Source organism: Arthrobacter sp. 9E16, assembly GCF_002929435.1.
In the GTDB taxonomy this organism is placed as follows: domain Bacteria; phylum Actinomycetota; class Actinomycetes; order Actinomycetales; family Micrococcaceae; genus Arthrobacter_B; species Arthrobacter_B sunyaminii.
Window position 1 is genome coordinate 1,008,686 of record NZ_PJIU01000001.1, and the last position, 18,487, is coordinate 1,027,172.

General features: G+C 66.0%; 23 protein-coding genes and 1 riboswitch. Of the genes, 12 read left to right on the top strand and 11 right to left on the bottom strand.

All coding sequences use genetic code 11. The features are described from left to right. Window positions 1-125 precede the first annotated feature (125 nt). A riboswitch (glycine riboswitch) is annotated at window positions 126-245 on the bottom strand. 279 nt (window positions 246-524) lie between these two features. Next, window positions 525-2,021 carry a D-serine/D-alanine/glycine transporter gene (gene cycA, locus CXR00_RS04795; protein WP_104053332.1) on the top strand — a complete coding sequence of 499 codons (1,497 nt, stop codon included), beginning with the start codon at window positions 525-527 and terminating at the stop codon, window positions 2,019-2,021. Here cycA and CXR00_RS04800 read toward each other — a convergent pair. Both CXR00_RS04800 and CXR00_RS04805 read right to left on the bottom strand, forming a co-directional pair. Further along, window positions 2,014-3,363 (bottom strand): MFS transporter, encoded by a 1,350-nt coding sequence (locus CXR00_RS04800; protein WP_219815979.1) that lies wholly within the window; start codon window positions 3,361-3,363, stop codon window positions 2,014-2,016. The genes cycA and CXR00_RS04800 overlap by 8 nt on opposite strands. A 111-nt stretch (window positions 3,364-3,474) precedes the next feature. Continuing rightward, a complete protein-coding gene (locus CXR00_RS04805) occupies window positions 3,475-3,936 on the bottom strand; it encodes a VOC family protein (protein ID WP_104053333.1) in 462 nt (153 codons plus the stop codon). Window positions 3,937-4,056: 120 nt separating this feature from the next. Between CXR00_RS04805 and CXR00_RS04810 the strand changes: the two genes are divergently transcribed. Further along, on the top strand, window positions 4,057-5,031 hold the full coding sequence (locus CXR00_RS04810) for a YafY family protein (protein ID WP_104053334.1): 975 nt from the start codon (window positions 4,057-4,059) through the stop codon (window positions 5,029-5,031). On the opposite strand, the gene CXR00_RS04815 is transcribed toward CXR00_RS04810, so the two are convergent. Together CXR00_RS04815 and CXR00_RS04820 are read right to left on the bottom strand one after the other, a co-directional pair. Next, window positions 5,032-5,490, bottom strand: coding sequence for an N-acetyltransferase (locus tag CXR00_RS04815; RefSeq protein WP_104053335.1), 459 nt, complete (start codon window positions 5,488-5,490; stop codon window positions 5,032-5,034). It lies immediately after the preceding gene. A gap of 13 nt (window positions 5,491-5,503) precedes the next feature. Beyond that, on the bottom strand, window positions 5,504-6,004 hold the full coding sequence (locus CXR00_RS04820; RefSeq protein ID WP_258060270.1) for a nucleotidyltransferase family protein: 501 nt from the start codon (window positions 6,002-6,004) through the stop codon (window positions 5,504-5,506). A gap of 65 nt (window positions 6,005-6,069) precedes the next feature. Between CXR00_RS04820 and CXR00_RS04825 the strand changes: the two genes are divergently transcribed. Genes CXR00_RS04825 through CXR00_RS04835 form a run of 3 tightly spaced genes read left to right on the top strand, consistent with a single transcriptional unit; the run spans window position 6,070 to window position 8,108 of the window. Then, window positions 6,070-6,777: a histidine phosphatase family protein gene (locus tag CXR00_RS04825; RefSeq protein WP_104053337.1), complete on the top strand. Its 708-nt coding sequence runs from the start codon at window positions 6,070-6,072 to the stop codon at window positions 6,775-6,777. A 9-nt stretch (window positions 6,778-6,786) separates the two neighbouring features. Continuing rightward, entirely contained in the window at window positions 6,787-7,341 is a 555-nt protein-coding gene (locus CXR00_RS04830; protein WP_104053338.1) for a DUF3090 domain-containing protein, read from the top strand. Beyond that, entirely contained in the window at window positions 7,341-8,108 is a 768-nt protein-coding gene (locus CXR00_RS04835) for an SCO1664 family protein (protein WP_104053339.1), read from the top strand. The genes CXR00_RS04830 and CXR00_RS04835 overlap by 1 nt, the downstream gene beginning before the upstream one ends. A 24-nt stretch (window positions 8,109-8,132) precedes the next feature. On the opposite strand, the gene CXR00_RS04840 is transcribed toward CXR00_RS04835, so the two are convergent. The 6 genes from CXR00_RS04840 to CXR00_RS04865 form a co-directional block, all read right to left on the bottom strand. Further along, the gene (locus CXR00_RS04840) at window positions 8,133-8,945 is read right to left on the bottom strand and encodes an MBL fold metallo-hydrolase (RefSeq protein ID WP_104053340.1); all 813 of its coding nucleotides are present in this window, start codon (window positions 8,943-8,945) and stop codon (window positions 8,133-8,135) included. A gap of 5 nt (window positions 8,946-8,950) precedes the next feature. After that, window positions 8,951-9,550, bottom strand: a complete 600-nt coding sequence (locus tag CXR00_RS04845; protein WP_104053341.1) for a hypothetical protein — start codon at window positions 9,548-9,550, stop codon at window positions 8,951-8,953. Between the two features lie 29 nt (window positions 9,551-9,579). Then, window positions 9,580-10,146, bottom strand: a complete 567-nt coding sequence (locus CXR00_RS04850) for a DUF6286 domain-containing protein (protein WP_104053342.1) — start codon at window positions 10,144-10,146, stop codon at window positions 9,580-9,582. Next, on the bottom strand, window positions 10,143-10,562 hold the full coding sequence (locus CXR00_RS04855) for an Asp23/Gls24 family envelope stress response protein (protein WP_104053343.1): 420 nt from the start codon (window positions 10,560-10,562) through the stop codon (window positions 10,143-10,145). The genes CXR00_RS04850 and CXR00_RS04855 overlap by 4 nt, the downstream gene beginning before the upstream one ends. After that, a complete protein-coding gene (locus CXR00_RS04860) occupies window positions 10,559-10,738 on the bottom strand; it encodes a hypothetical protein (RefSeq protein WP_104053344.1) in 180 nt (59 codons plus the stop codon). The genes CXR00_RS04855 and CXR00_RS04860 overlap by 4 nt, the downstream gene beginning before the upstream one ends. A 69-nt stretch (window positions 10,739-10,807) precedes the next feature. Further along, window positions 10,808-11,380, bottom strand: coding sequence for an Asp23/Gls24 family envelope stress response protein (locus CXR00_RS04865; protein ID WP_258060271.1), 573 nt, complete (start codon window positions 11,378-11,380; stop codon window positions 10,808-10,810). A gap of 190 nt (window positions 11,381-11,570) precedes the next feature. On the opposite strand from CXR00_RS04865, the gene CXR00_RS04870 reads away from it, so the two are divergent. The 5 genes from CXR00_RS04870 (at window position 11,571) to aceB (ending at window position 15,527) form a co-directional block, all read left to right on the top strand. After that, the gene (locus CXR00_RS04870; protein ID WP_219815980.1) at window positions 11,571-12,197 is read left to right on the top strand and encodes an RNA polymerase sigma factor; all 627 of its coding nucleotides are present in this window, start codon (window positions 11,571-11,573) and stop codon (window positions 12,195-12,197) included. A 2-nt stretch (window positions 12,198-12,199) separates the two neighbouring features. Further along, on the top strand, window positions 12,200-12,748 hold the full coding sequence (locus tag CXR00_RS04875; RefSeq protein ID WP_104053346.1) for a hypothetical protein: 549 nt from the start codon (window positions 12,200-12,202) through the stop codon (window positions 12,746-12,748). Continuing rightward, a complete protein-coding gene (locus tag CXR00_RS04880) occupies window positions 12,741-13,142 on the top strand; it encodes an Asp23/Gls24 family envelope stress response protein (protein WP_104053347.1) in 402 nt (133 codons plus the stop codon). Before CXR00_RS04875 ends, CXR00_RS04880 begins: the two co-directional genes overlap by 8 nt. A 7-nt stretch (window positions 13,143-13,149) precedes the next feature. Then, window positions 13,150-13,791 (top strand): hypothetical protein, encoded by a 642-nt coding sequence (locus CXR00_RS04885; protein WP_104096780.1) that lies wholly within the window; start codon window positions 13,150-13,152, stop codon window positions 13,789-13,791. A gap of 137 nt (window positions 13,792-13,928) precedes the next feature. Continuing rightward, window positions 13,929-15,527, top strand: coding sequence for a malate synthase A (aceB, locus tag CXR00_RS04890; RefSeq protein WP_104053349.1), 1,599 nt, complete (start codon window positions 13,929-13,931; stop codon window positions 15,525-15,527). Here aceB and CXR00_RS04895 read toward each other — a convergent pair. Beyond that, window positions 15,509-16,579, bottom strand: a complete 1,071-nt coding sequence (locus CXR00_RS04895) for an alpha/beta hydrolase (RefSeq protein ID WP_237687200.1) — start codon at window positions 16,577-16,579, stop codon at window positions 15,509-15,511. The two genes, aceB and CXR00_RS04895, sit on opposite strands and share 19 nt — an antisense overlap. 172 nt (window positions 16,580-16,751) lie before the next feature. Here CXR00_RS04895 and CXR00_RS04900 point away from each other — a divergent pair, with 172 nt between their 5' ends. Continuing rightward, window positions 16,752-17,249 carry a helix-turn-helix domain-containing protein gene (locus CXR00_RS04900; protein WP_104053351.1) on the top strand — a complete coding sequence of 166 codons (498 nt, stop codon included), beginning with the start codon at window positions 16,752-16,754 and terminating at the stop codon, window positions 17,247-17,249. Window positions 17,250-17,321: 72 nt separating this feature from the next. Then, a complete protein-coding gene (gene ald / locus CXR00_RS04905; protein WP_104053741.1) occupies window positions 17,322-18,440 on the top strand; it encodes an alanine dehydrogenase in 1,119 nt (372 codons plus the stop codon). Window positions 18,441-18,487 lie beyond the last annotated feature (47 nt).

The window sequence follows — 18,487 nt, forward strand, 5'->3', positions numbered from 1 at the left end:
TACGCCAACAAACGTTGGGTCCTCCCCGCTCTGTATTGGACCTGAGAGATTCCGCAGGGGTAGGCCCCGCTTGCACCGTCGGTGAGTACCGCACGCATTGTACGGAAACTGCTTTCCAGAGTTGCCTCGCTGTGGCGGTACAGGGGCCTGAGAGATTCCCGGGGAGGGTTTGCTCCTACGGCGCCCGCCGGTGCTCGCCTCCCCGTAAGGAGACTGCATTCGCGGGACTCTCCCGCCACGGCTGATAAAGGCATATTCACTTGTGTATATCCACCTGTGACCCTACCCTCCCGGAGGTGCCTCATCAAGAGAATGACGGCCGCCGGTTCCTCTTTGACGTCCGTGTGCGGCGTCACGGCGTCCTTTGACCGGGCGGAGACGCCAAATTGACATCGCCCGCCCGTGACTTCCACACTTGAATGTCGGCGGTGGCGCCAACATCTTTCTTACGGCCTGGGTACGAGCCTTCCGTGCGCGTGGCGGCGTCACGCGCGCCGGCGGGTGCCTAGATAAGAAAGATCCCCATGTCTGACCGCCTGACCCGCCCCACCTCCGCGGAGACTTCTCCCGGTGTAAAAAGCTCTTCCGAGCCGGAGCTCTCCCGCTCCCTCTCCAGCCGCCACATCCAGCTTCTGGCCATCGGCGGCGCCATTGGAACCGGCTTGTTCATGGGCTCCGGAAAAACCATTTCGGTGGCCGGCCCGTCGGTGATCTTTGTCTACATGATCATCGGCTTCATGCTGTTCTTCGTCATGCGGGCCATGGGCGAACTGCTGCTTTCCAACCTCAACTACAAGTCCTTCACCGATTTCTCTGCTGACCTGCTGGGACCCTGGGCCGGGTTCTTCACCGGCTGGACCTACTGGTTCTGCTGGGTGGTCACCGGAATTGCCGATGTAGTGGCCATTTCGCACTACGTCACCTTCTGGTGGTCGGATGCGCCGCTGTGGATTCCGGCCCTGGCCTGCATCCTGGTGCTGCTGGCATTGAACCTTCCCACCGTGAAGGCCTTCGGCGAGACCGAATTCTGGTTTGCCCTGATCAAGATCCTGGCGATTGTCACCCTCATTGTGGTGGGCCTGGTCATGATTTTCACCCGTTTCAATTCCGGCGACGGCGACGTAGCGGGCTTCAACAACCTGTGGGAGCACGGCGGGATGTTCCCCACCGGCCCCATGGGCTTCGTGGCAGGTTTCCAGATTGCCGTCTTCGCGTTTGTGGGCATCGAGCTGGTGGGTACGGCAGCAGCCGAAACCAAGGATCCGGAAAAGAATCTTCCCCGGGCCATCAATTCCATTCCCCTGCGCATCATGCTCTTCTACGTAGGCGCCCTGGTTGTCCTGATTTCCGTGGTGCCCTGGGACGAGTTCAGTGCGGACGAAAGCCCGTTCGTGGGCATGTTCGCCCTGGCCGGGCTCGGAGCCGCGGCCGCCGTGGTGAACTTTGTGGTCCTGACTTCCGCCGCCAGTTCGGCGAATTCCGGGATATATTCCACGTCGCGCATGGTTTTCGGCCTGGCGCACGACGGCGACGCCCCCAAGGCGTTCGGCCGCCTGTCACGGCGCAAGGTGCCCCAGAACGCACTGTTCTTCTCCTGCACCTTCCTGCTGGCCGGCGTCGTTCTTTTGTACGCAGGGGAATCGGTCAGCGCAGCTTTCACCCTGGTCACCACCATCTCCGCGCTGTGCTTCATGTTTGTCTGGACGATCATCCTGCTCAGCTACCTGGTGTTCCGGAAGCGGCGTCCGCACCTGCATGAGGCCTCGAAGTTCCGCATGCCCGGCGGCGTGGTGATGGTCTATGTGGTGCTGGCGTTCTTCGCCTTCATCCTCTGGGCCCTGACCACCCAGGCCGACACCCTGCAGGCCCTGCTGGTAACGCCCATCTGGTTTGTCCTGCTGGGCGTTGTCTATGCGTTCCTGCGCCGCACTCCGCTGCACCAGGCCCGGGTGGCAGAGTACAAGGCCATGGCGGCTGCCGAGCGGGCCGCACTGACAACCCACCCGGAAGCGGTCAAGTAACCAAACCCTGCTGCTGGTCCTCTATCCGCGCGTTCCGAAACCGTGACACAGCGAGCATGAGACCGGCCAGCAGCAGGGTACCGGCTGAAAACCACAGTGCCGGGCCGACGCCCCGGGTCGTAGCGAGATATCCGCCCACCGGGGCGCCGAGAACAATCATTCCCCGGTTCGCTGAACGCATGGTGGCACTCATCCGGGCCAGCAGCCGGTCCGGTGTGACGGCCTGGCGGTACCCCATTTCCAGCGGGCCTTCGATCCCCATCCCCAGGCCCAGCAGCAGCTGTCCGGAACACACCAGCACCATGGCTCCCGCCGCTGGCGGCCAGCTACCGGTGCCCTGAAGTCCGTGGTTGTCCTCGGCGCCAAAGGCAGCGGCTGCCAGCAGGGCAACGGCGAACGGCTGAAGCAGCCGGGCACAGGTTACCGTGCGGCCGGTGCCCCACCGCTGCCCCAGGCGGGCGGACAGTAAGGTTCCGAGCACCGCTCCTCCCCCGGCGCAGGCCAGCACCACGCCAAGTCCCGCCGCGCCGGCTTGGAGGTTTTGCAGCACCAGAGCCGGCAGTACTGCGCCGAGGGCGGAGAAGCCCACAAACCACAGATGGGTGCTCCAGGCCAGGGGCGCCAGCTGCGGATGCCCGTAGACCCAGCGCAGGCCCTCCCCGATCTTGTTCCGGAGCTTGTGCCGTTTCGGACCGGCCTCTTCTGTGCTTTCAGCGGCCCGCTGGGAGGGCGCCGCAGCTGAGCCGCCCATGGTCAGGAGCACTGCCGCCGAGAAGAGGTAGGAAGCCGCGTCCAGAAGGAGGGCAAAAGGGGCCGAGAGAAGCGCCACCAGACCCCCTGCCACAGCACCTCCTGCAGTTTGGGCCACGGTGTCGCTTTGCTGGAGCCGGGCATTGGCCCGAACCAGCAGCGGCCGGGGCACCAGCTGCGGAAGGTAGCTTTGGTAGGCTGCGTCGCCGGTGAGTGCCAGGGTGCCGAAGATAAACAGCAAGACCGCCAGCACCGGAACGGAAAGCATCCCCATAACTGCCACCGTGCAGATCACGGCCAGGATCAGGCCTCGGCCCAGGTCCGCACCAACCATCGCCGTCCGGCGCGGGAACCGGTCAATCCACACTCCGGCAAACAACCCAAACACCAGGTACGGCGCCCACCGTGACGCGTTGGCGATGCCCTGGTCCAGGGGTGTCCCGTCCATCGTGACGAGAATGAGGACGGACAGCGCCACCGTGGTGACATAGGTGCCGAAGTCGGACACGGTGGATGCCAGCCAGAACCGAACAAAGGCCGGGTTGCGGCGGAGCTTGGCGTGCATGGAAGTCGATGCGGCGTGGATTTCCATGGCCCTCCCTCCTGCTCGATGGCACAGAGCCTAGCTGGAAGTGCTTGCGCAATCTCCCGGTGACCGGGGTGAGCAGCAGGGTGCCTGCTGAAAAGGCAGGTGGTGATCCCGCTAAGCCGGCGCCTCGACGTCAATCACCCAGGTCACGCCGAAACGGTCCGTGAGCATCCCGAACCCCGGGCTCCATGCCGAGGCAGCGAGCGGCTCAATGATCTGGGCACCGTCAGCCAGTCCGCTCCAGAGCTTCTCCACTTCCTCCAAGGTTTGTCCGCGCAGGGACTGAAAGAAGGTGCGGTCGGTGATGGTGGTGCCGTTTTCACGGCGGGTGGTGCCGGCGGTCGCTTCGCCGTCCGCGCTGTCCGTGCCGGGGATGTCGTAGGCCATCAGGCGGAAACCGTCCGGGGTTGCGAGCTGACCGAACACGATCTTGTCCGCTCCCGGCACCTCGGGCGGCATGCCGAAGTCGCCGTAAGTGGCGGCGCTGATGCTGCCACCGAAGACCGATCGATAGAACTCAAGTGCCTGTGCTGCGGTTCCGCGGAAGTTCAGATGGGTAGTGGTGGTGATGCTCATGGGATAGATCCTTTGCCTGTACTAACGGTGGCTGTGCTTCGTCCGCGGGTTGCGGCTCTAAGCCCAGATTGAACCTAATAGCGGACAGGTAGTGTCCTCTTCTGCCGCCATACTGAAACCATGTCCGGAACCTCGTCCCGAATGCTCACACTGCTCTCGCTGCTGCAATCCCGCCGGGACTGGCCCGGGCAGGTGCTGGCCGAGCGCCTGGATGTGACCGCCCGGACCGTCCGCCGCGATGTAGACCGGCTGCGTGGGCTCGGTTATTCCATCGCTGCCGTCAAGGGGCCCGACGGCGGCTACCGGCTGGCGCCCGGCTCAGAACTGCCGCCGCTGCTCTTTGATGACGAGCAGGCGGTGGCAATCGCCGTCGCGCTGCAGAGCGCGCCCTCCAGTGGCGTGGATCTGGACGACGCCGCTGCCCGGGCACTGACGACGGTGAAGCAAGTGATGCCCTCCCGGCTGCGGCACCGCATTGAGGGAATCCGGTTTACCGATGCCGGCGCCTCCGCCCGCGTGGATCCGGCGGTCCTTGAAGCGGTCAGCACCGCCGCCGGGAGCCGGCGGATTCTCCGCTTCGACTACGGGGAGGATGAATCCCGCCCGCCCCGGCGCGTGGAGCCGCACTCCGTCGTCGCCCGGCGGGGCCGCTGGTACCTGATCGCCTGGGACCTGGACCAAAACGGGTGGCGGATCTACCGGCTGGATAAGATGACGCCGAAAACCCCGGCCGGAGCCGCATTTGTGCCGCGGCCGATCCCCTCCGGAGATGCAGGCACGTTCCTCGCCGCACGGTTGAAAGGCTCCGACGACGGCGACCGCTGGGCCTTTTACGGGGAGCTTCTCGTCGAGCTTCCCGCCTCCGCGGTTGCGCCGTGGCTGGGCGACGGTGAACTGGAGCAGGTATCCGATACCGCCTGCCGAGTCCGTGTTGGTTCCTGGTCCTGGGCAGGACTGATCGCCTGGGCAATGCGTTTCGACGCCCCGTTCGCGGTCCTTGGCCCCGAGGCGTTCACCGCCTCAGTTCCCGGTTTCGCTGCGCGGCTGGGCGCAGCCCGTCGGCCCGATGCCACGAGCCAGGCCGCACGGCCGTAGTCAGGATTCGTTGAGAACCTTGCTGAACAGCACATAATCGCCGTCCTGACCCGTAGTTTCATAACCCGCGGCCGTGTAGAGCCGTCGGGCCGGGTTGCTACGGTGAACGCCGAGTTTCACAACGCGAACTCCGCTTGGGGTTACCCCCTGCTCGAACGCCTCCAGAAGGAGCCGCCCGAGTCCCTGGCGGCGATGGCTGCCGAGGACATGGATCGAGACCAGGGTGGCGCTGTCATCCTGGAGGGTCCACATTGCATATCCAAGGTGCCGCCCGTCGTCGTCGACGGCAAACACCGTACGCTGGAGGCAGCCGATCCAGTCTGCGAGGTTCAACTCAATGGCGGACATCCACCCCTCAAGGCCATCCGGCTCGACGGTCTCCATGTACTCGAGCTCCTTGCTGAAGATGAACGGCAGATCGTTCACCTCGGCGGGGCGGAGGCGTGCTGGGGTGGTCATGGACTAGAGCATCTCACGTCGGGTTATTCGAGGCCGCCGGCGACGCGTCATTGCCCGATTGGTCCTCGGGCCAGGGCAAAACGGTCAGCGAAGGCCACTGAGCAAGCCATCTTTGAGTTTTCGCCTCGTACACTTCCCGAGGGGCAAGGACCGGGTTCGGCACGATCCGGCGCGCGAACAAGTCTTCGTAGCCGTGCGGCGCGTAGGTGCTGAGGTTGCCCGCCGGGTCGGACGTGACCGCGAAGCAGCAGGTCTTCGCGGCGAAATGATCCACCGCATCGGTGGTGCCGGTGAAAGGGACGGCCGGAACTTCGTCGAAGTAGAACAGGTCGTAGTCGCGAATGCCCGCCTGCGGATCCCTGCCCTCCAGCACATTCCATACGGTTTGGAACGACGCACCAGCCGTCAGCCACCAGTCGGAGACACCGAGCAGCGGCGCAAGCTGCAGAATTCTCCCGTTGACCGGGTTCTTCAGGATATGGGCCAGGAAAAGCTGCTCGTCATTGGTGGTCACCGCATCATCCTGCCTCATCACCAGCGGTTCGCCCCGCCGTCGGACGGGATGACTAGGCTATGGGGATGGCAACAGTAATCCTCGTGCGGCACGGCCGCACCACAGCGAACGCCTCCGGGCTGCTGGCCGGCCGGACCCCCGGCGTCGAACTCGACTCTGCAGGCCGAGAGCAGGCCGCGGTGACCGGGGACCGGCTCGCCGTCGTGCCCCTTGTCGGCGTGGTGTCGAGCCCGCTCGAGAGATGCCGGCAGACCGCACAGTTCATCCTGGACCGCCAGTCCGGCACCCCGCATGCCCCGGTGGAGCAGGAGCTGACCGAGTGCGATTACGGCTCCTGGCAGAACCGCACGCTGGAGGAGCTGGCGAAGGAGGAGCTGTGGAAGACAGTGCAGTCCCAGCCCTCCGCCGTCACCTTCCCCGGCGGCGAGTCCATGGCGGCCATGCAGGCGCGCTCGGTGGCCGCCATCCGGCGCCACGATGCGGCCTTCGAAGCGGAGCACGGGCCCGGCGCCGTATGGGCGGCGGTGAGCCACGGCGACATCATCAAATCGGTCCTCGCCGATGCACTGGGCATGCATCTGGATCTGTTCCAGCGCATTACCGTGGGACCGGCCTCTGTGTCGATCGTGCACTACGGCAAGGGGCGGCCCACCGTTTTTGCCACCAATACCGACGCCGGAGATCTCTCCTGGCTGGCCGTTCCTCCGGCGTCAGAGGATGCTGCGGTCGGCGGAGGCGCGGGACATGCGGCGCCTCAGGCCGAAGGAGCCTAAAGTAGTCCTATGCCTACAACCGTTCACGAGTTCGCCTGGCCTGACCGCGTCGTCGTCGGCACTCTCGGCGTCCCGGGGCAGCGCACGTTCTATCTGCAGGTGCGCACCGGAAAGCAGCTTGTCAGCATCGCCCTGGAGAAGCAGCAGTCCGCCCAGCTTGCCGAGAAGATCGACGAGATCCTCGACCAGCTCATGACCGTCGACGGCAATCCCTTCCACGTTCCCGCCAGCACTCCCCTCGAACTCGTCGACAATGACGACCTCGAGACAGTGCAGGAACAGTTCCGCGCCGGCGTGATGAGCCTGGGCTGGGACCCGACCACGGCGCAGCTCGTCATCGAGGCCTACCCGCTCGAAGAAGTGGACGAGGACGATGACGGCTTCCTTGAGGAGGATGAAGACGCCGATCCCGCCGAAGTGCTGCGGGTCAGCATGCCGGTGGGCACCGCCCGCGCATTTGCCAAGCGGACGCGGGAGGTAGTGGGCGCCGGGCGCCCCATCTGCGTGATCTGCGGCCAGCCGATCGACGCCGACGGGCACACCTGCACCTTCCCCGGGGCCTGATGCCGGCGCCGGATCTGGTGACCGCGGAGCTGACACTCACCGGCCGCATCACGACGGCGTCCAACGCCACCTTCCTGGGCAGCATCGGCGGCGCGTCCGTGGTCTACAAGCCGATCGCCGGCGAGAAGCCGCTCTGGGATTTTCCTGACGGGTTTCTGGCACACCGGGAAGTGGCTGCCTACCTGGTGTCGGAGGTGCTGGGCTGGAACATCGTGCCGCGCACCTGGCTGCGCGACGGCCCGCTGGGCGTTGGCATGGTGCAGCTCTGGCAGGACACCGATCCGGAGCAGACCGCGGTGGATCTGGTGCCGGTGGATGACATGCCGGAAACCGGCTGGAAAGAGGTTCTCGAAGGCGAGGACCAAAGCGGACAGATTGTTGCCCTCATTCACGAGGACACCCCGGCCCTCCGCCGGATGGCCGCGTTCGACGTCCTGGTCAACAATGCCGACCGCAAGGGTGACCACGTCCTCGCCATGGGCGGCGGGCACCGGTACGGCGTGGACCACGGGCTGACCTTCCATCACGAGCACAAGCTGCGCACGGTGCTGTGGGGATGGATCGGGGAGGCACTAAGCGCCGAGGAACTCGCAGGCATCGACCGGGTTCTCGAAGGACTGCAGGGTGAGCTGGGCCGGCAGCTGGCGGACCTGCTCACCGCTGAGGAGATTGCGGCGTTTGCTGCGCGCTGCGCCCGGTTGCGTTCAGCGGGCGTGTTTCCGGCTCCCAGCGGCGGCATGCCTGCCGTGCCCTGGCCGCTGTTCTAACGGCTTCCAGCGAAAACGGTGCGCCTATCCGCGGGTGAAGGCAAGGTACCGCCGAGCGGATTCCTGCACAATGCGGTCTGCGCCGTGCGGAATTATCCGGTCCCACCAGCCCCCGTACAACCGGTCGTAGCGCAGCGGTTCCAACCGGGCAGCGGCATCCTCCACTACCTCCGGCCGTTCGGGAATCTGGTTCGGATAGCTGTACAGAAAGGACACATGCGTACGGTCAGGGATGACATTGATGATGTCTGAGCTGAAGAGCGCTCCGCCGCCGGCCGGATCGCCGGACCAGTGCAGCACCGTGCCGCCGGGAAAGTGGATCCCCGCGCGGTAAAGGGTCAGGTCCCCGGCAAGCGCGAGGCTGTCCCCGCTCCAAAACTCCAGCGCGGGGTCGGGCCGTCCCACCCACTGCCTGTCCGCATTGTGCAGATACACCGGAGCATCGAATTCACGCGCCCACTCCACCATGGTGGTGTAGAAATGCGGATGGCTGACGGCGATCGCGGAGATTCCGCCCTCGGCACGGATCAGGGCGGCAAGCCCATCATCCAAGTACGCCTGGCAGTCCCAGAGCACATTGCCGGTTGCGGCCTTGATCAGCAGAGCACGCTGTCCAATCGCGAAGGACGGTTCACATCCGATTCCCAGGACACCCGGGCCCTGCGCATGAATTGTTCCCCGGTGCGAGGATCCGCGCAAACGTTCGAACGTTGTCCAGGCCTGCCCCGTCAGCGGCACGTACTGTCGTTCGTCGTCGCAAATGGGGCAGTCCCGGCGCTCCGCTCCGTATTGGGTTCCGCAGGTGACGCAGAGGGGAAGATCCGGTGCGGATGACATGGAACCTAATAAACCACAGTTCCGCCCGGGGTCACCGGACCGCCGGAGAGTCCCTGTTTGTTGCTCGCCTCCAGCTGGACTCCCAGACTGTGCAGCGGGTTCTCCAGCGCCATGGCCAGGTGAGGCACCACGGCTCCCTCAATCTGGTCCATGACCTCGCGGATATCCGCCCAGGCATTGACCGTGACCTTCAGCGTCAGATCCGGTTCCTCGGCAGTTCCGCGCAGCAGCGCCGTCGAATCGACCACACCGGGAATCCGCTCCGTGTCATCCTCGACGGCCGCGGCCAGCACTGACGGGTTGCAGACGGTGATGCCGCGGGCCGGGTTCTCCTGCAGCCTGAACGTGTCCGCCTCAACGCGCCGCGGGATCTGTGCCAGCATCCACCACAGCCCGAGGGTTCCCAAAATCAGTCCGGCGATCAGGACGCCACCGGGCGCATAGTCGGCCCCCGTAACGTCCTCCGGCGGTCCGGACAGGACGGGGCTTCCGGCTGTCCCTATCACTCCTGAAGCCAGCAGCAGGAGATAGACGCCTGCCGCCAGGCACAGCAGCGCAAGGATGGTCAGCCAAACACGGTTGGCGGTGCCTGCATGGTGGCGCATGGTGTTCCCCTTCAGTTGCCAGTGATCCTTCAGCGGCCGGGTCGGATCGAAACGGTAATGTTCGGCACCGGATCCAGGCCGGAGGCCTGAAGCCGGGAGCGTACGCCGTCGGTGACCCAGTGCTGCAGGTCGGCGGTGTCGTGCAGCGGCGTGCGCACGGACACATGCACCTCTTTGTCCGACGCCGTTGCCGAGGCCGTGGAAACGCCGTCGATATGTTCACAGGTGGCCGCAGCAAGCCGGGCAACAGCCCGGCGCGACATCACCGCACGGCTGTCGCCGCTGACCTCACGGATCGGGTCCAGGCGCAACGGAAGCGCGTGAAACTTTCCGGGCACCAGCGCTGCCAGCAGCAGCACCAGGCCGATGACGGTGAGGACGACGCCGGCGGTCCAGCTTCCGGGGCTGTTCCAGTTCAGCGTGGCAAGCCAGTCCGAAACCGCCGTGAAGAAGGGCGGCCACACCCCCATCGTGAGCCGGGCAACGGCAGCCCAGACCAGCACCACTCCCGCAGCCAGCAGCACCAAGCCGCAAATGATGGCGGGTACCGCGCGGCTGGGCCGGGGCCGCAGAGACACCGGCAGGTTGCCGCTCACTGCAGCCTCCGGCGGCCGTCAACGGGTTCATCCGGCCGCAGCCACGAGACGGTGACATCCACTTGGCGCACTTCCACACCGGTCATCTCACTGACCCGACTGGAAATCCGGTCCCGCAGCTGATCAGTGGCCTGCCGCAGGGGCACCGGATACGGCAGACCCACTTCCACCTTCAGCGAGGCAACGTTGCCGGCCAGTTCAACCTTGGCCTGGGGACGGGCGGACAGGTCCGCCCGCGCGCCGATGCCCAGAAAACCGCCTGAACTGCCGCCGGCGAACGTTTCGTCCGCCACGATTTGGGCGGCCACCTTCTCGAGGACCTTGCGGGCCATCACGGTGCGGCCGCGGTCGCCGACGTCGAGCCGCTGCCTGCGTGCGGCCGGGGACCTCGCGTCCTGGATTCCGGGTGCGCTCATCTGCTCGACGCTCTGCCGAACATGGCCTGGACATCAAGCTTCCCGTCGGCGGCCATGCCCACCAACAGCCCCACCAGGCCGAACAACACTGCCAGCAGGAAGGCGTACCAGCCTCCGAAGGCCAGCACGATTCCCAGGACGAGGCCCACTGCCAGGCACCATTTAGTTGCGGACATGTTGTCCTCCTTCGCTAGGTTGCCGGCGGCACCGCAGCACCTGTCCGGCGGATTTCTTATGCCGGAGCGTCATTCCAACCGGTCCGATGGTTTCTTGTTCGCATCCTGATCGTCGTCGGAATCGTCTTCCGGCAGGTGCACGTCGGTGACGTTGACGTTCACTTCGAGAACTTCCAGTCCCGTGGCGTTTTCGACGGACCGGATGACGTTGCGCCGGATCCCCTGGCTGACTTCCACGATGGAGTAGCCGTATTCCACCACGATGCTTACGTCGATTGCCGCCTGCCGCTCGCCCTTTTCGACGCTGACGCCGTTGCTGACGTTGGTCTGGGATCCGGGAATCCGCTCGGTCATGGAGCTGAACACGCGGCGTGCCGTATTGCCCATGGCATAAACACCGGGCACCTCACGGGTCGCCAGACCCGCGAGCTTCTGGACCACCGTCTCTTCAATGGTCGTGTCACCGTGCGGCGTATGCAGCGGTCCGGATTTGCGGGCCGGTTCCGTGTCGCTGACGCTGGTCACGGTGCCCGACGACGAGGCGCCGGTGCTCCCGCCCGATGAATGTCCGCTGCCCGGTGACGAGGACACCGGTCCGGAGGATGGTCCTGATGGTTTCTGGGCATCTGCCATGTCGCTCATCTCCTGCTTGGAACTGGTCCCGTTCGGGGAACGCTTGCGAGCTTAAAGACGCACTGCGGGGGTAATCGTCACGCCGTTTGGCAAACTTCCCCCGCCCGCGTCCGTTGTGCCCGCGCACTGTTCCGCCCGCGCGGACGCTCTGGGATTATTTGGAAGGGACCGGCGTCTGCCGGACCGGACAGGGGCGCCCATGGCTGCGGCTGAATCGCCGGACGAGTCCGGCACTGTTACGCGGTCCCGCAGCATGGTATCCGCCCCCGGGTACAAGGGGCTGGATGAGGCCACTGTGGTGGCGCGTGCCCAGGACGGAGATCTATCCGCCTTCGAACACCTGGTGGAGTCTTATCAGGGACGCCTGTTCCGTCTGGCATACCGGCTGCTCAATGACCGGGGTGACGCAGAAGACGTTGTGCAGGACACCCTGACCGCCAGCTGGCGTGCCCTTCCCGGACTGGACCGTTCAAGCGCCTTCGGCAGCTGGGTCTACCGGACAGCTACCAACCGGTGCCTCGACGTTCTCCGCCGCCGCACCGCCCATCCTGAAGACAGCGTCGATCTAACCGGACTTTGGCCTGCAATCGGTCCGCTGTCCGGAGATCCGCACCGGACAGCGGAACTGGCGGCCCAGTTCGAGTGTTTGTCCCGGGCACTCGCGGAACTTCCGCCCGACCAGCGTGCGTGCTGGCTGCTGCGCGAAATGCACGACCAGAGCTACGCGGAAATAGGCGCCACCCTGGGAATAGGAACGGGCACGGTGCGCGGCCGGTTGGCACGGGCACGGGAAAAACTCGCGGAGGCGATGATCCAATGGCATTAGAGATGCGCGCTGGCCAGGTTGACTGCGGACGCACCGTCAACCGAATCTGGCAGGACATGCTGCAGCCGCCGGACCGCCACACCCGGTCCTGCCCGGACTGCCGAACCGTCCGTGCCGATTTGGAGCCGCTGTTCAGGGCCACGAACGTGCTTCGGGACCACGACCTGCGGCACCCGGGTCTCCGGCCGCCGTATGCGCTGAAGGAAAGGGTCCTGGATGCGGCCTTCCTGCAGATGCGGCGCAGCCCCCGGTTGTTCCTGGGCGGCACCGCGGAGGGAAGGGTGGAGATCAGCGAAGCGGCCCTCGCCGCCGTCGTGCGCGACGCAGCCCGCGCCATAGGAGGTGTGCGCGCCCGCCGCTGCCGCATTCACCATGAGCCGGAAACAGGTGCCGGGCTGCTGATCCATCTGCGCACTGCAGTGGCCCCGGGAGTCGACATCTGCCGGGCCATGGACTTCCTGCGCCTGACCATTCACGACGCCGTTGAAATGTCCGTGGGCGTTGCACCGCAGGCGGTCCATTTGACGGTAGAGGATCTGTACGATGACTGACCGGCCGCTGCGCGGCAAGGTGATCGGCAGTTCGGTGATAGCTTCTGTGGCCGCACGGGCCGCAAGGGAGACACCCGGAATCCTTCGGTTGGGGCCCCCGCTGGGGCAGCTGGTGGCGCGGGTCCGTTCGGCAGCCCGCAACACCCTGCGCCGGGTTCCGGATACGGGCTACCGGACGAGCCGGGACGGGGTTTTTGCCGCCGTCTCCTACGGCCGTGCAACCGTTGACGTGGAGGTGGCCACGGATGCCCGGTTCAATGCCCTGGAAGTTGCGGCTGACCTCCAGGAACGCGTCCGCCACGCCCTGCGCAGGACCGGAGTTGCAGTCAGTTCGGTGAACGTCACCATCCTCGCCATTGAGGACCCGCCGCCCCCTGCAGCCCCGGGGCGGTGAACCGCGCTTGGGACCGTGGCAAGGCAACTTCACGCAGTGGGCACCGGTGTGGGCGGCGGTGCGCGGGCTGGGAAGCACCCTGGACGGGGACGCGGTGCTGATGGCCCCTTTTGGCGGGGGCGCACCGCAGTATGTGGTTACCTGGCCCGGGCGGAACACTCCCCGGGCCGCCGCGGAGGTCTCCGCGACCCCCGGCGCCCGGCTCACGCTGGTGACCGATGATGCGGACACGGCAAGGGAGTTTGCCGCCGGGCAGGGACTCGCTTCGCTGTCCACGCTGGCGCTGATGACCGCTGATCCCGCAGACCTTCCCCAGGTTCCCCAGCTGCCCGAAGGTGCAGACCTCACCCTGGCGGAATCCCGGGACTATTCGGTGGTGGAAATCAGTGCCTTCGGGGAACCTGTGGCCCGCGGGCGGATTGCACGGGGCGAAGGGTTTGCCGTGTTCGGCGGCATCGACATCCGCCGGCCGGACCCCGACCACACCATGGAAACCGCGGTGCTGGCGGCCCTGGCCGAGGAAGCAGCAGTGCGGGACCTGCCGCTGATCCTGATGCCGGCCCTGCCCAAGTCCGGGTTCTGGTATGCCCGCCAGGGATGGAGCACGGCGGCGGAAGTGCTCACCTTCATGCGCACGCTGGACGCCTAAACTTTTCGTCATGTTTTCACTAAACAGACAAAAATATCCACGATGCGGAAGGCAGCGGAAAGAAAGAGTGTAAGCTCCAACGCATCGATGCATCGGCTGACAACCCAGCCGTCTCACCACTCGTAGGGAGAAACACCATGGCCATTGATGTGAGCGACATGTCCCCCGCCCCGGGGGCCGAGAAAATCCTGACGCCGGATGCGCTGGCGTTTATCGAGGAGCTGCACCACCGGTTCCGGCCCACGCGGGACAACCTGCTGGCAGCCCGGGCTGACCGCCGCAACCGCATCGCGGCCGGAGAAAGCCTGGATTTCCTGCCCGAAACCGCCAGCATCCGTGAGGGCGACTGGAAAGTGGCTGAGGCCCCCGCTGCCCTGACCGACCGCCGCGTGGAGATGACCGGCCCGGCATCGCCGGCCAAGATGGCCATCAACGCACTCAACTCCGGAGCAAAAGTGTGGTTGGCGGACTTGGAGGACGCCCACACCCCCACCTGGCACAACGTGGTGGACGCCGAATACAACCTCTACCGGGCGGCGAGGGGGGACCTCTCCTTCACCTCGCCCGAGGGCAAGGAATACACGCTGCGCACGGACGTGCCGCTCGCCGTGCCCGTTGTACGGCCCCGCGGCTGGCACCTTCCGGAAAAGCATGTAACGGTCGACGGCGAACCCGCCGTGGGCGCGCTTGTGGACTTTGGCCTGCACTTCTTCCACAACGCCCGGCAGCTCCTCGACAACGGCCAGGGACCCTACTATTACCTGCCGAAGATGGAAAGCCATCTGGAGGCCCGGCTCTGGAACGACATCTTCACCTTCTCCGAGGAATACGTGGGCATCCCTCAGGGTACGATCCGCGCCACCGTCCTCATTGAGACCATTCCCGCCGCCTTCGAGATGGACGAAATCCTCTACGAACTGCGGGACCACGCCTCCGGCCTCAACGCAGGCCGCTGGGACTACCTCTTCAGCATGATCAAGGTCTTCCGCGACTCCGGCAAGGATTTCCTGTTGCCGGACCGCGCCGACGTCGCCATGACCGCACCGTTCATGCGCGCCTACACGGAGCTGCTGGTCAGCACCTGCCACCGCCGCGGAGCCTTTGCCATGGGCGGCATGGCAGCCTTCATCCCGAACCGGCGGGAACCGGAAGTCACGGCCAAGGCCTTCGAAAAGGTGACGGCGGACAAGACACGGGAAGCCAACGACGGTTTTGACGGGTCCTGGGTGGCCCACCCGGACATGGTTCAGACCTGCCGAGAGGTGTTCGACTCCGTCCTCGGGGATAAGCCGAACCAGGTGGACAAGCTGCGCGACGACGTCTCCGTCACGGCCAAGGACCTGCTGGACGTCTCCACGGCGGAAGGCGCCATCACCGAGGCCGGCCTGCGGTCCAACCTGTATGTGGCCGTGGCCTACACGGCCGTCTGGCTCTCCGGCAACGGTGCCGTGGCCATCCACAACCTCATGGAGGATGCAGCCACCGCTGAAATCTCCCGCTCACAGGTGTGGCAGCAGGTGCATAACGGCATTGTCCTGGAGGACACCGGAGCCACCGTGACCCCGGAACTGGTGGAACGCCTGCTGGCCGAAGAAACCGAGCGCCTGCGCAGCGAGGTTCCCGAGGATCAGTTCACCCGCTTCTACGCTCCGGCGAGCCAGCTGATTGCAGATATCAGCCTGGCCGACGACTACGTGGACTTCCTGACCCTGCCCGCCTATGAGCTGATCGACTGAGGACCCGCCCGCAGCTCCGGTGCCGCTTCCGGGGCTGCGGGCAGGTAGCCCCGCGCCCACTGGTCCACTACCGCGTAGGCACGCCGGCGCACCGGCTTTGCGGACAGGAAAACATCGTGCAGGGCGTCCGGCACCCGCGCCACGGTCACGCAGTTTCCCAGCGACAGTGCCCGGTTGGCCACCACGTCCACGTCCAGTGCGACGTCGGCCTTTTCGGCGTCGGCTGACCACCGGGGTTGCAGATAGCTCTTGTCGGAGAGCAGCACGAGCACGGGAATGTCGAGGCGGAGCCCCTGGGCGACCACAGCCTGGGCGCGGAACACCGCGTTGAGGAACGCAACGGTGCCCGGAAACCCCCGCAGCGGACGCCACAGAAGGTTGTAGGTCCACTCTCCGCCGAAGGCGGAAAAGACGGCGCGGGCGTAGTTTCCGGCGTCCACCGGAGGCAGCGGTGCGAGGGGGTGCCGTTGTGCCTCCCTGCCGATCAGCGGCGAGATGATCCGCCTGCCCAGTTCCGTAGCCTGGAATTCGAGCCACGGACTGTTCAGCACCAGGGCCGAGGCCGCCCCCGGATGCCGGGAAGCCCAGAGACTCAGGGTGAGCCCGCCGGTGGAATGCCCCAGCAGAATCAAGGGCCGCGCAGGCGTCCCGGAATCTGCGGCTTGGCCGGCATTCGGCGGGACGGGCCTCCCCATCGCGGCGAGCGCCGCGGCGATGTCGGCGTCGTACCCGGTAAGGTCCGTGGTGAATCCGGGGCTTTGCCCCGGACGGAGGCTACGGCCGTAGTTGTGCAGATCCAGGGCATAGAAGCGCATCCCGGCCTGCGCCCAGTACCGGGCAAGTTCGGTCTGGAAAAAGTAGTCCGACCATCCGTGCACATAAAGGACATCGCCGGCGCCGGCGCGCTCCCCGCCGGGCGGGGTGTCAGCGGGCGAGTAGCGGACCAGTGTTGCCGGAGCGCCGTCGGGCAGGTCAAGCGTCAGCTGCTCAAAGCCTTCACCGAGAATGTCAGGCTGCCAGTCTGCCCGGGACGACCGGTTCCGTTCTTGCAAGACAAAAGTTCCCTTCATGCCGCTTGCCCGGAGACCGGATGGCGTCCGCGCGGCTACCGTCCATGCTCCCGCGCCGCCGAGTCTGCGGTCAACGCAGCCGGGCGGCAGCGCCGCTTGGCCAGCGCACGGAGCGAGTGAGGTTATTGCCGGGGATCTTTGGCAAGATGGCAGCATGACCCCGACCCCTCTCCGTACATCTCCGCTCCCGGCCGCAGAGGTGCGGGCACTGTCCCGTGCACTTTCCGCGGGCGACGTGACCGTTTTTGTTGACGGGACTGCGCTGCGCCTGCCCGCTGCCGCCCGCGATGCTGTGCTGGACCTGCTCGCACGGCTGGGCCGGGGTGAAGGCGTTGTGGTGGCCTCCGACGACGGGGCCGAGCCGGCGGCATCCCGGCCGGCGGCGCAGCCGTCCGGTGCACCGTCAGGGCCGACAACCCCGGGTGCCCGGAGCGGCTCCAACATTCCCCTCCTGACGACATCGCAGGCTGCGGCGGCGGCGGGGATCTCCCACACGTATCTGCGCAATCTCACGGATGCGGGAATCATCCCCGTTGAATACCGCGGCACGCACCGCCGCATCCGCCTGTCCGACGTCGAAGCCTGGCTTCAGGCGCAGCAGGCGGCCAGGCCGGCACGGACACAGGACAGCGGCGCACAAGTTGAGGAGTGAGGGCTCCACTCCCCTATGCTGGGGAGAAACCCGGCGGTTGCCCGCCTCACCTGCAATGCAACGGAGCTAGCTGTGATTATCGGTATCCCCAAGGAAATCAAGAACAACGAATTCCGGGTGGCCATTACGGCCTCCGGCGTCCATGAGTTCACGACCCGCGGGCATCAGGTGCTGGTGGAATCCGGCGCGGGCACAGGTTCCAGCATCAGCGATGCCGAATATGCCGGGGCGGGTGCCTCAATTCTGGATTCGGCTGATGATGTCTGGAACCAGGCCGATCTCATCCTGAAGGTCAAGGAACCGGTGGAATCGGAATACCGGTTTTTCCGTCCCGATCTGGTGCTGTTCGCCTACCTGCATCTGGCGGCCGCACCCGAACTGACGAGGGCACTGCTGGCATCGGGAATGACGGCCATTGCCTATGAAACAGTGCAGGAAGGACGGGTGCTGCCGCTGCTGGCACCCATGTCCGAGGTGGCCGGCCGGCTCTCCGTCCAGGTGGGCGCACAGTGCCTGACGTCCCCGGCCGGAGGTCCCGGACTGCTTCTTGGCGGCGTGCCGGGCGTTCGTCCGGCAAAGGTGGTGGTCCTCGGCGCCGGAGTGGCAGGCACCAATGCTGTGGCGGCGGCAGCGGGCGCCCACGCCGACGTCTCCGTCCTGGACATCAACATTGACCGGCTGCGCCAGCTCGATGCCCAGTACGCCGGCCGGATCCGCACCATCGCGTCCAACGCCTTTGAAATTGAGCGTGCGCTGGCGGATGCCGACCTGGTCATTGGTTCGGTGCTCATTCCGGGAGCCCGGGCCCCGAAGCTGGTCACCAATGACATGGTCTCGCGGATGAAGCCCGGCAGCGTCCTGGTGGACATCGCCGTGGACCAGGGCGGATGCTTCGAGGACTCCCGGCCCACCACCCACGAGGATCCGACCTACCGGGTCCACGGGTCCCTGTTCTACTGCGTGGCCAATATGCCCGGCGCGGTGCCCAACACCTCCACGTATGCGCTGACCAACGTCACGCTGCCCTACGCCGTCGCACTGGCCGACCGCGGCGTCCGCGGCGCGTTTGACGCTTCCCCGGCGCTGGCCCGCGGACTGAACATCGCCGGCGGCAAGGTGGCCCATGCCTCAGTGTCCACGGCGCTCGGCCTGGAGCTGACGGAGGACTGGGCAGCGCTCGTCCCGGCCTGATGCGGAAACGCGCGGACGGCGGAACATTCCCGGCCGTCCGCGCACCG

Excerpts from the sequence above, each read along its gene's own strand:
- cycA (WP_104053332.1), top strand. The coding sequence starts at position 525 with ATGTCTGACCGCCTGACCCGCCCCACCTCCGCGGAGACTTCTCCCGGT.
- CXR00_RS04800 (WP_219815979.1), bottom strand. The coding sequence starts at position 3,363 with ATGGAAATCCACGCCGCATCGACTTCCATGCACGCCAAGCTCCGCCGC.
- CXR00_RS04805 (WP_104053333.1), bottom strand. The coding sequence starts at position 3,936 with ATGAGCATCACCACCACTACCCATCTGAACTTCCGCGGAACCGCAGCA.
- CXR00_RS04810 (WP_104053334.1), top strand. The coding sequence starts at position 4,057 with ATGTCCGGAACCTCGTCCCGAATGCTCACACTGCTCTCGCTGCTGCAA.
- CXR00_RS04815 (WP_104053335.1), bottom strand. The coding sequence starts at position 5,490 with ATGACCACCCCAGCACGCCTCCGCCCCGCCGAGGTGAACGATCTGCCG.
- CXR00_RS04825 (WP_104053337.1), top strand. The coding sequence starts at position 6,070 with ATGGCAACAGTAATCCTCGTGCGGCACGGCCGCACCACAGCGAACGCC.
- CXR00_RS04830 (WP_104053338.1), top strand. The coding sequence starts at position 6,787 with ATGCCTACAACCGTTCACGAGTTCGCCTGGCCTGACCGCGTCGTCGTC.
- CXR00_RS04835 (WP_104053339.1), top strand. The coding sequence starts at position 7,341 with ATGCCGGCGCCGGATCTGGTGACCGCGGAGCTGACACTCACCGGCCGC.
- CXR00_RS04840 (WP_104053340.1), bottom strand. The coding sequence starts at position 8,945 with ATGTCATCCGCACCGGATCTTCCCCTCTGCGTCACCTGCGGAACCCAA.
- CXR00_RS04845 (WP_104053341.1), bottom strand. The coding sequence starts at position 9,550 with ATGCGCCACCATGCAGGCACCGCCAACCGTGTTTGGCTGACCATCCTT.
- CXR00_RS04855 (WP_104053343.1), bottom strand. The coding sequence starts at position 10,562 with ATGAGCGCACCCGGAATCCAGGACGCGAGGTCCCCGGCCGCACGCAGG.
- CXR00_RS04860 (WP_104053344.1), bottom strand. The coding sequence starts at position 10,738 with ATGTCCGCAACTAAATGGTGCCTGGCAGTGGGCCTCGTCCTGGGAATC.
- CXR00_RS04865 (WP_258060271.1), bottom strand. The coding sequence starts at position 11,380 with ATGAGCGACATGGCAGATGCCCAGAAACCATCAGGACCATCCTCCGGA.
- CXR00_RS04870 (WP_219815980.1), top strand. The coding sequence starts at position 11,571 with ATGGCTGCGGCTGAATCGCCGGACGAGTCCGGCACTGTTACGCGGTCC.
- CXR00_RS04875 (WP_104053346.1), top strand. The coding sequence starts at position 12,200 with ATGCGCGCTGGCCAGGTTGACTGCGGACGCACCGTCAACCGAATCTGG.
- CXR00_RS04880 (WP_104053347.1), top strand. The coding sequence starts at position 12,741 with ATGACTGACCGGCCGCTGCGCGGCAAGGTGATCGGCAGTTCGGTGATA.
- aceB (WP_104053349.1), top strand. The coding sequence starts at position 13,929 with ATGGCCATTGATGTGAGCGACATGTCCCCCGCCCCGGGGGCCGAGAAA.
- CXR00_RS04900 (WP_104053351.1), top strand. The coding sequence starts at position 16,752 with ATGACCCCGACCCCTCTCCGTACATCTCCGCTCCCGGCCGCAGAGGTG.